The sequence below is a fragment of the Pseudonocardia nigra genome, from assembly GCF_019396355.1.
Taxonomy (GTDB): domain Bacteria; phylum Actinomycetota; class Actinomycetes; order Mycobacteriales; family Pseudonocardiaceae; genus Pseudonocardia; species Pseudonocardia nigra.
This window is the reverse complement of the sequence record NZ_JAHKRK010000342.1, coordinates 1-5469: the sequence shown is the minus strand read 5'-3', so window position 1 is coordinate 5469 and position 5469 is coordinate 1. Positions and strand designations below refer to the sequence as shown.

The 5469-nt window shown below is 74.1% G+C and carries 4 protein-coding genes; 1 reads left to right on the top strand and 3 read right to left on the bottom strand.

Annotation, left to right across the window (positions count from 1 at the left end):
* Window positions 1–168: 168 nt before the first annotated feature.
* Together glmS and KME75_RS39740 are read right to left on the bottom strand one after the other, a co-directional pair.
* A complete protein-coding gene (glmS, locus tag KME75_RS39745; RefSeq protein ID WP_219420161.1) occupies window positions 169–1995 on the bottom strand; it encodes a glutamine--fructose-6-phosphate transaminase (isomerizing) in 1827 nt (608 codons plus the stop codon).
* Window positions 1996–2039: 44 nt separating this feature from the next.
* Window positions 2040–2309, bottom strand: a complete 270-nt coding sequence (locus tag KME75_RS39740; RefSeq protein WP_219420160.1) for a hypothetical protein — start codon at window positions 2307–2309, stop codon at window positions 2040–2042.
* 139 nt (window positions 2310–2448) lie between these two features.
* Between KME75_RS39740 and bla the strand changes: the two genes are divergently transcribed.
* Window positions 2449–3408, top strand: coding sequence for a class A beta-lactamase (gene bla / locus KME75_RS39735; protein WP_219420159.1), 960 nt, complete (start codon window positions 2449–2451; stop codon window positions 3406–3408).
* Between the two features lie 78 nt (window positions 3409–3486).
* Here bla and KME75_RS39730 read toward each other — a convergent pair.
* Window positions 3487–5469, bottom strand: a 1983-nt coding sequence (locus KME75_RS39730; protein ID WP_219420158.1) for an ABC transporter ATP-binding protein, incomplete at its 5' end; no start/stop codon positions are given.

Below are 5469 nucleotides of genomic sequence, written 5' to 3'. Positions count from 1 at the left end.
GCCCGCAGAAATCGGGCGACTGGCGTGTTCTTTCCGGGCGACTCGCGGAACTCCCCGCGAGTCGCCCGTTCCCGCCACGTGAGTCGCCCGGTTCCGCCCCGCGAGTCGCCCGGTTCCGCCCCGCGAGTCGCCCGGTTCCGCCCCGCGAGTCGCCCGGCTTGGGCGCGGCTACTCCACCGTGACGCTCTTCGCGAGGTTGCGCGGCTTGTCCACGTCGCGGCCGAGCGCGACGGCGGCGTGGTAGGCGAGCAGCTGCAGCGGCACCGACATCAGGATCGGGTCCAGCTCGGGCTCGTTCTTCGGCATCACGAGCGTGCGGTCGGCGAGGTCGCTGGGGAGCTCGCGGTGCGCCAGCGCGATCACCGGGCCCTTGCGCGCCTTGATCTCCGAGAGCGTCGAGGTGTTCTTGTCCAGCAGGTTGTCGTCAGGGACGATGGCGACGGTCGGCAGCTCCGGGCTGACCAGCGCGAGCGGCCCGTGCTTGAGCTCGGCCGACGGGTAGGCCTCGGCGTGCACGTAGGAGACCTCCTTGAGCTTCTGCGCCCCCTCCCGCGCCACCGGCCAGCCGCGGCGCCTGCCCACGAACAGCACGCTGTTGCTGCCGGCGATCTCCCGCGCCACCTCGGCGATCGCGTCCGACTGCTCCAGCACCTGCGCGATCTGCTCCGGCAGCGCGTTCAGCCCGGCGATGATCCGGCGTCCCTGCTCCGGGGAGAGGTCGCGGATCCGGCCCAGGTGCAGGGCGAGCAGCGCGAACGCGGTGACGGTCGAGGTGAACGACTTCGTGGCCGCCACCGACATCTCCGGGCCGGCGTGCAGGTAGATGCCGCCGTCCACCTGCCGAGCGATCGTGGAGCCGACGACGTTGACGATCCCGATCACGCGGCCGCCCTTGCGCTGCAGCTCCTGCACCGCGGCGAGGGTGTCGATCGTCTCCCCGGACTGGCTCACCGCGACGTAGAGTGTGTCCGGCTCGACCACCGGGTTGCGGTAGCGGAACTCCGACGCCGGCTCCGCCGAGGCCGGGACCCTCGCCAGGTCCTCGATGAGCTGTGCCCCGAGGTCCCCCGCGTAGCAGGCCGACCCGCATCCGAGGATCTTCACGCGCCGGATCTCGCGCGCCTCCCGGACGGTGAGGTTGAGCCCGCCCAGGTGCGCGGTGTCGAACCGCTCGTCGATGCGCCCCTTCAGCGCGCGCTCGATCGTGCGCGACTGCTCCTGGATCTCCTTGATCAGGTAGTGCGCGTGGTCGCCGATCTCCGCGCCGACCACGTCCCAGTCAATCGTGGACGGGCTCTTGGCGACGGCCCGGTCATCGAGGGTGAACGTGCGGTAGCCGGTGGGGGTGACGGTCGCGAGCTCGCCGTCGTCGAGGTAGACGACCTGGCGGGTGTAGCCGATCAGCGCGGCCACGTCGGACGCGACGAACATCTCCTTCTCCCCGACGCCCAGCAGCACCGGGCTGCCGTTGCGGGCGACGACGATGCGGTCCGGGTGCTCGGCGTCCATCACCGCGAGCCCGTAGGCCCCGACGACCTGGCGCAGCGCCTGGCGCACCGCCTGCTCGAGGTCCACCGCACCGGCCTGGAACGCCGCGGCCACCAGGTGTGCGACGGCCTCGGTGTCGGTCTGCGAGGCGAACTCGACCCCGTCGGCGGCGAGCTTGGCGCGCAGCTCGTCGGCGTTCTCGATGATCCCGTTGTGCACGACGGCGATCCGGCCCGCGGCGTCGGTGTGCGGGTGTGCGTTCTCCGGCGTCGGCTCCCCGTGCGTGGCCCACCGGGTATGGCCGATGCCCGGCGCGCCCTTGAACCGGGCGGGCAGGTCGGCGGCCAGGTCGGCGACGCGGCCGCTCACCTTGCGGACCTTCAGCCCGCTCTTCGTCGCGACGGCGAGGCCCGCGCTGTCGTATCCGCGGTACTCCAGGCGCCCGAGCCCTTCGAGCAGGATCGGGGCGGCGTCCTGGGGCCCCACGTATCCGACGATGCCGCACATACCGGTGTCCTTTCGACGTGACGTGCCCGACCGACCGTCAGGTCTCAGCCGTACACGATGCGACGCAGCTGACGGGCCGACAGCGGTGGCGGCGCGAACCGCCGCGTCGCCATCTCGGTCTCGAGGGCCGCGAAGATGTGGTCGTTCGTGAGCCCGCGGCGTTTCAGCTCCGCGTGCCGGCGGCGGACGAAGTCCGGCACCGGCTCACCGAAGTAGCCGACGACCTCGGCCACCACGCGCGTCGCCTCGCTCGGGCTGAGCGGGGTGCTGCGCACGAGATGGGCGACGAGGTCGTCGTACGGTCCGGCGGGCACGTGGTGATGTTGCCCGGAAGCGGCTCCGCTATGCAAAATTCTGCCCGATATCGGGCAGAATGCACTCGAACCGGGAGGTTCCGGGGTCGCGGCACAGCGACCATCGCCGACCGCTACTGTCACTGAACGTGATGGATCGATGACGCACGGACAGTGGACCGGCGTCGCCGTGCCCCGGCGCACCGTCCTGGCCGCAACCCTCCTGCTGCCGCTCGCCGCGTGTGCGGCACCCGCCACGGAGCAGCCGACCGCCGCGACGACCGCACCGGCGCCCACCGCCCCGCCACTCGACACCGCGGCCGTCGCCGCCCGGTTCGCCGATCTCGAGGGCCGCTTCGCCGCCCGGCTCGGCGTGTACGCCGTCGACGCGGGCGGCGGCCGCGAGCTCGCCCACCGGGCCGACGAGCGCTTCGCGATGTGCTCGACGTTCAAGACCCTCGCGGCCGCCGCGGTGCTCGACCGCACGCCCCCGGAGCACCTCGGCACCCGGGTGCACTGGACCACGGCGGACGTGGCGCCGTACTCGCCCGTCAGCCAGCAGCACGTGGCCGACGGGATGACGATCCGGGAGCTGTGCGACGCCGCGATCCGCTACAGCGACAACACGGCCGCCAACCTCCTCCTCGAGGAGCTCGGCGGCCCGGAGGAGATCACGACGTTCGCGCGCTCGCTCGGCGACACCGTGACCCGGCTCGACCGGTTCGAACCCGAGCTGAACACCGCGGTGCCCGGCGACGAGCGGGACACCACGAGCCCGCGCGCCATCGCCGGCACCTACCGTGCGCTGGTGCTGGGCGACCGCCTCGAGCCCGCCGACCGCGACCTGCTCACCGGCTGGCTCGTCGGCAACACCACCGGCGGCGCGCGGATCCGGGCCGGGGTGCCGGCCGGGTGGCGGGTGGGCGACAAGACCGGGACGGGCGGCTACGCGACCGCGAACGACGTGGCCGTGGTGTGGCCGCCGGACCGCGCGCCGATCGTGGTCGCGGTGCTCACCTCCAAGGCCGCCGCCGACGCCGACGCCGACGACGCGCTGCTCGCCGAGGCCGCCACGCTGGTGGCGGACGCGTTCGCCGGGCCCCCGAGCGGCTCGTCGTGATCGTCCACGGAGCGTCGGGAAAGCCACGTTCCCGACGCTGAATGACAGGAACGTGGCTTTCCTGGCACCGGGACGGGGCTACGCCGAGCGGGCCCGGACGGGCAGGCCGGCGGCCTCGTCGTCGGGGTCCGGCTCCAGCTCCCCCATCCGCCACAGCCGCGCGTACCGGCCGTCGGCGGCGAGCAGCTCGGCGTGCGTGCCCTCCTCCACGATCCGGCCGTCGTCGAGCACGACGATGCGGTCGGCGCGGGCGGCCGTGGCCAGCCGGTGCGCCACCACGAACGCCGTGCGCCGGGAGGTGACGCGGTCGCCCGCGGCGAGGACGGCAGCCTCGGTGGCCGGGTCGAGCGCCGCGGTGGCCTCGTCGAACAGGAGCAGGTCGGGGTCGGCGAGCTCCGCGCGGGCCAGCGCGACGAGCTGCCGCTGCCCGGCCGACAGGCCCTGGCCGCGCTCGCCGACGGGCTGGCGGAACCCGGAGGGCAGCGCGCGCACGAGGTCGAGCGCGCCGACGGCCCGGGTGGCGGCCTCGATCTCGGCCGGTGTGGCGTCGGGGCGGGCGTAGGCGATGTTGGCGGCGATGTCGCCGGTGAACAGGTGCGGCTCCTGCGGCACGATCCCGAGCCTGCGCCGGAACTCGCCCAGCCGGAAACGGCGCACGTCCACCCCGTCGACGAGTACCGCGCCCTTCCCGGTGTCGTAGAACCGCGCGACGAGCTTGACCACCGTGGACTTGCCCGCACCGGTGGCACCGACGAACGCGACCGTCTCGCCGGGTGCCACCCGCAGCGACACCCCGTGCACCGCCGGGCTCGGGGCCCCGGCGTAGGTGAACGTGACGTCGCGCAGCTCCACCTCCCCGCGCAGCCGCGCCGGTACCGGCACCGGGTCCTCGGCGGGCTCTGGCGGCACCGACGTGGGCGTGCGCAGCAGGTCGGCGATGCGGGAGAGCCCGACGCGGGCCTGCTGGTAGCCGTCGAACACCTGGGACAGCTGCTGCACCGGCGCGAAGAACAGGCCGAGGTAGAGCAGGAACGCGGTGAGCACGCCGGGCGTGAGGTCGCCCGTGGCGACCCGCGAGGCCCCCACCCCGAGCACGGCCGCCTGCGCGACGTCGGACAGCAGCGCCACGAACGGGAAGTAGGTGGCGATGTAGCGCTGCGCCCGCAGCCGGGAACGCCGGTAGGCGTCGCTGCGCCTGCCGAACGCGGTGGCGCTGTGCTCCTCCCGGACGTAGGCCTGCGCGATGCGCACGCCCGTGACGTTCTCCTGCATGTCGGCGTTGACCGCGCTCACCCGCTCGCGCGCCTCGGCATACGCGGCCGACGAGAGCCGCCGGAAGATCACGGTGGCGACGATCAGGGGCGGCAGCACGGCCAGCGCCACCAGCGCCAGCTCGAGGTCGGTGACCAGCAGCGCCACCGCCACCCCCACCACCGTGAGCAGGCTGACGACGGCCTGGGCGAGCCCGGTCTGCAGGAACGTCGACAGGGCGTCGACGTCGGTGGTCATCCTCGTCATGATCCGGCCGGACAGCTCGCGCTCGTAGTAGTCGAGCCCGAGCCGCTGCAGGTGGGCGTAGCTGCGCACCCGCAGCAGGTAGAGCAGGCTCTCCCCGGCGCGCGCGGTGACGATCGTCTGCGCCGCCACGACGAGCCAGCTCGCCGTGACGAGCCCGATCCCGAGCAGCGTGGCGATGACCAGCACGTCGGGTGCACCCGCGGTGATCCCGCCGTCGACCGCGAGCCGGGCGACCGTGGGGAACGCGAGCGTGGTGAGCGCATCCAGCGACACCAGCGCGATCCCGAGCGCGAGCAGCCCGCGCACCGGTCGCAGCAGCCGCCCGAGCCGGAACCGCGGGTCGGGTGCCGTGGGGTCCTCGGCGCCGAGGCGCGGCTCCTCCCGGGCCGGTGGCAGCGCGTCGACGGCGGCGAGCAGCTCGGGGGTGGCCGGCGTGGCCCCGGCCATCGCCGCGGGACCGCCCATCCCGCCGCCACGGCCGGCCCGCATCCCGGCGGCCGCCTCGCCCGCCCGCGGAGCGGCCCCCGCGGGGGCGGGCCGCTC

Excerpts from the sequence above, each read along its gene's own strand:
- bla (WP_219420159.1), top strand. The coding sequence starts at position 2,449 with ATGACGCACGGACAGTGGACCGGCGTCGCCGTGCCCCGGCGCACCGTC.
- glmS (WP_219420161.1), bottom strand. The coding sequence starts at position 1,995 with ATGTGCGGCATCGTCGGATACGTGGGGCCCCAGGACGCCGCCCCGATC.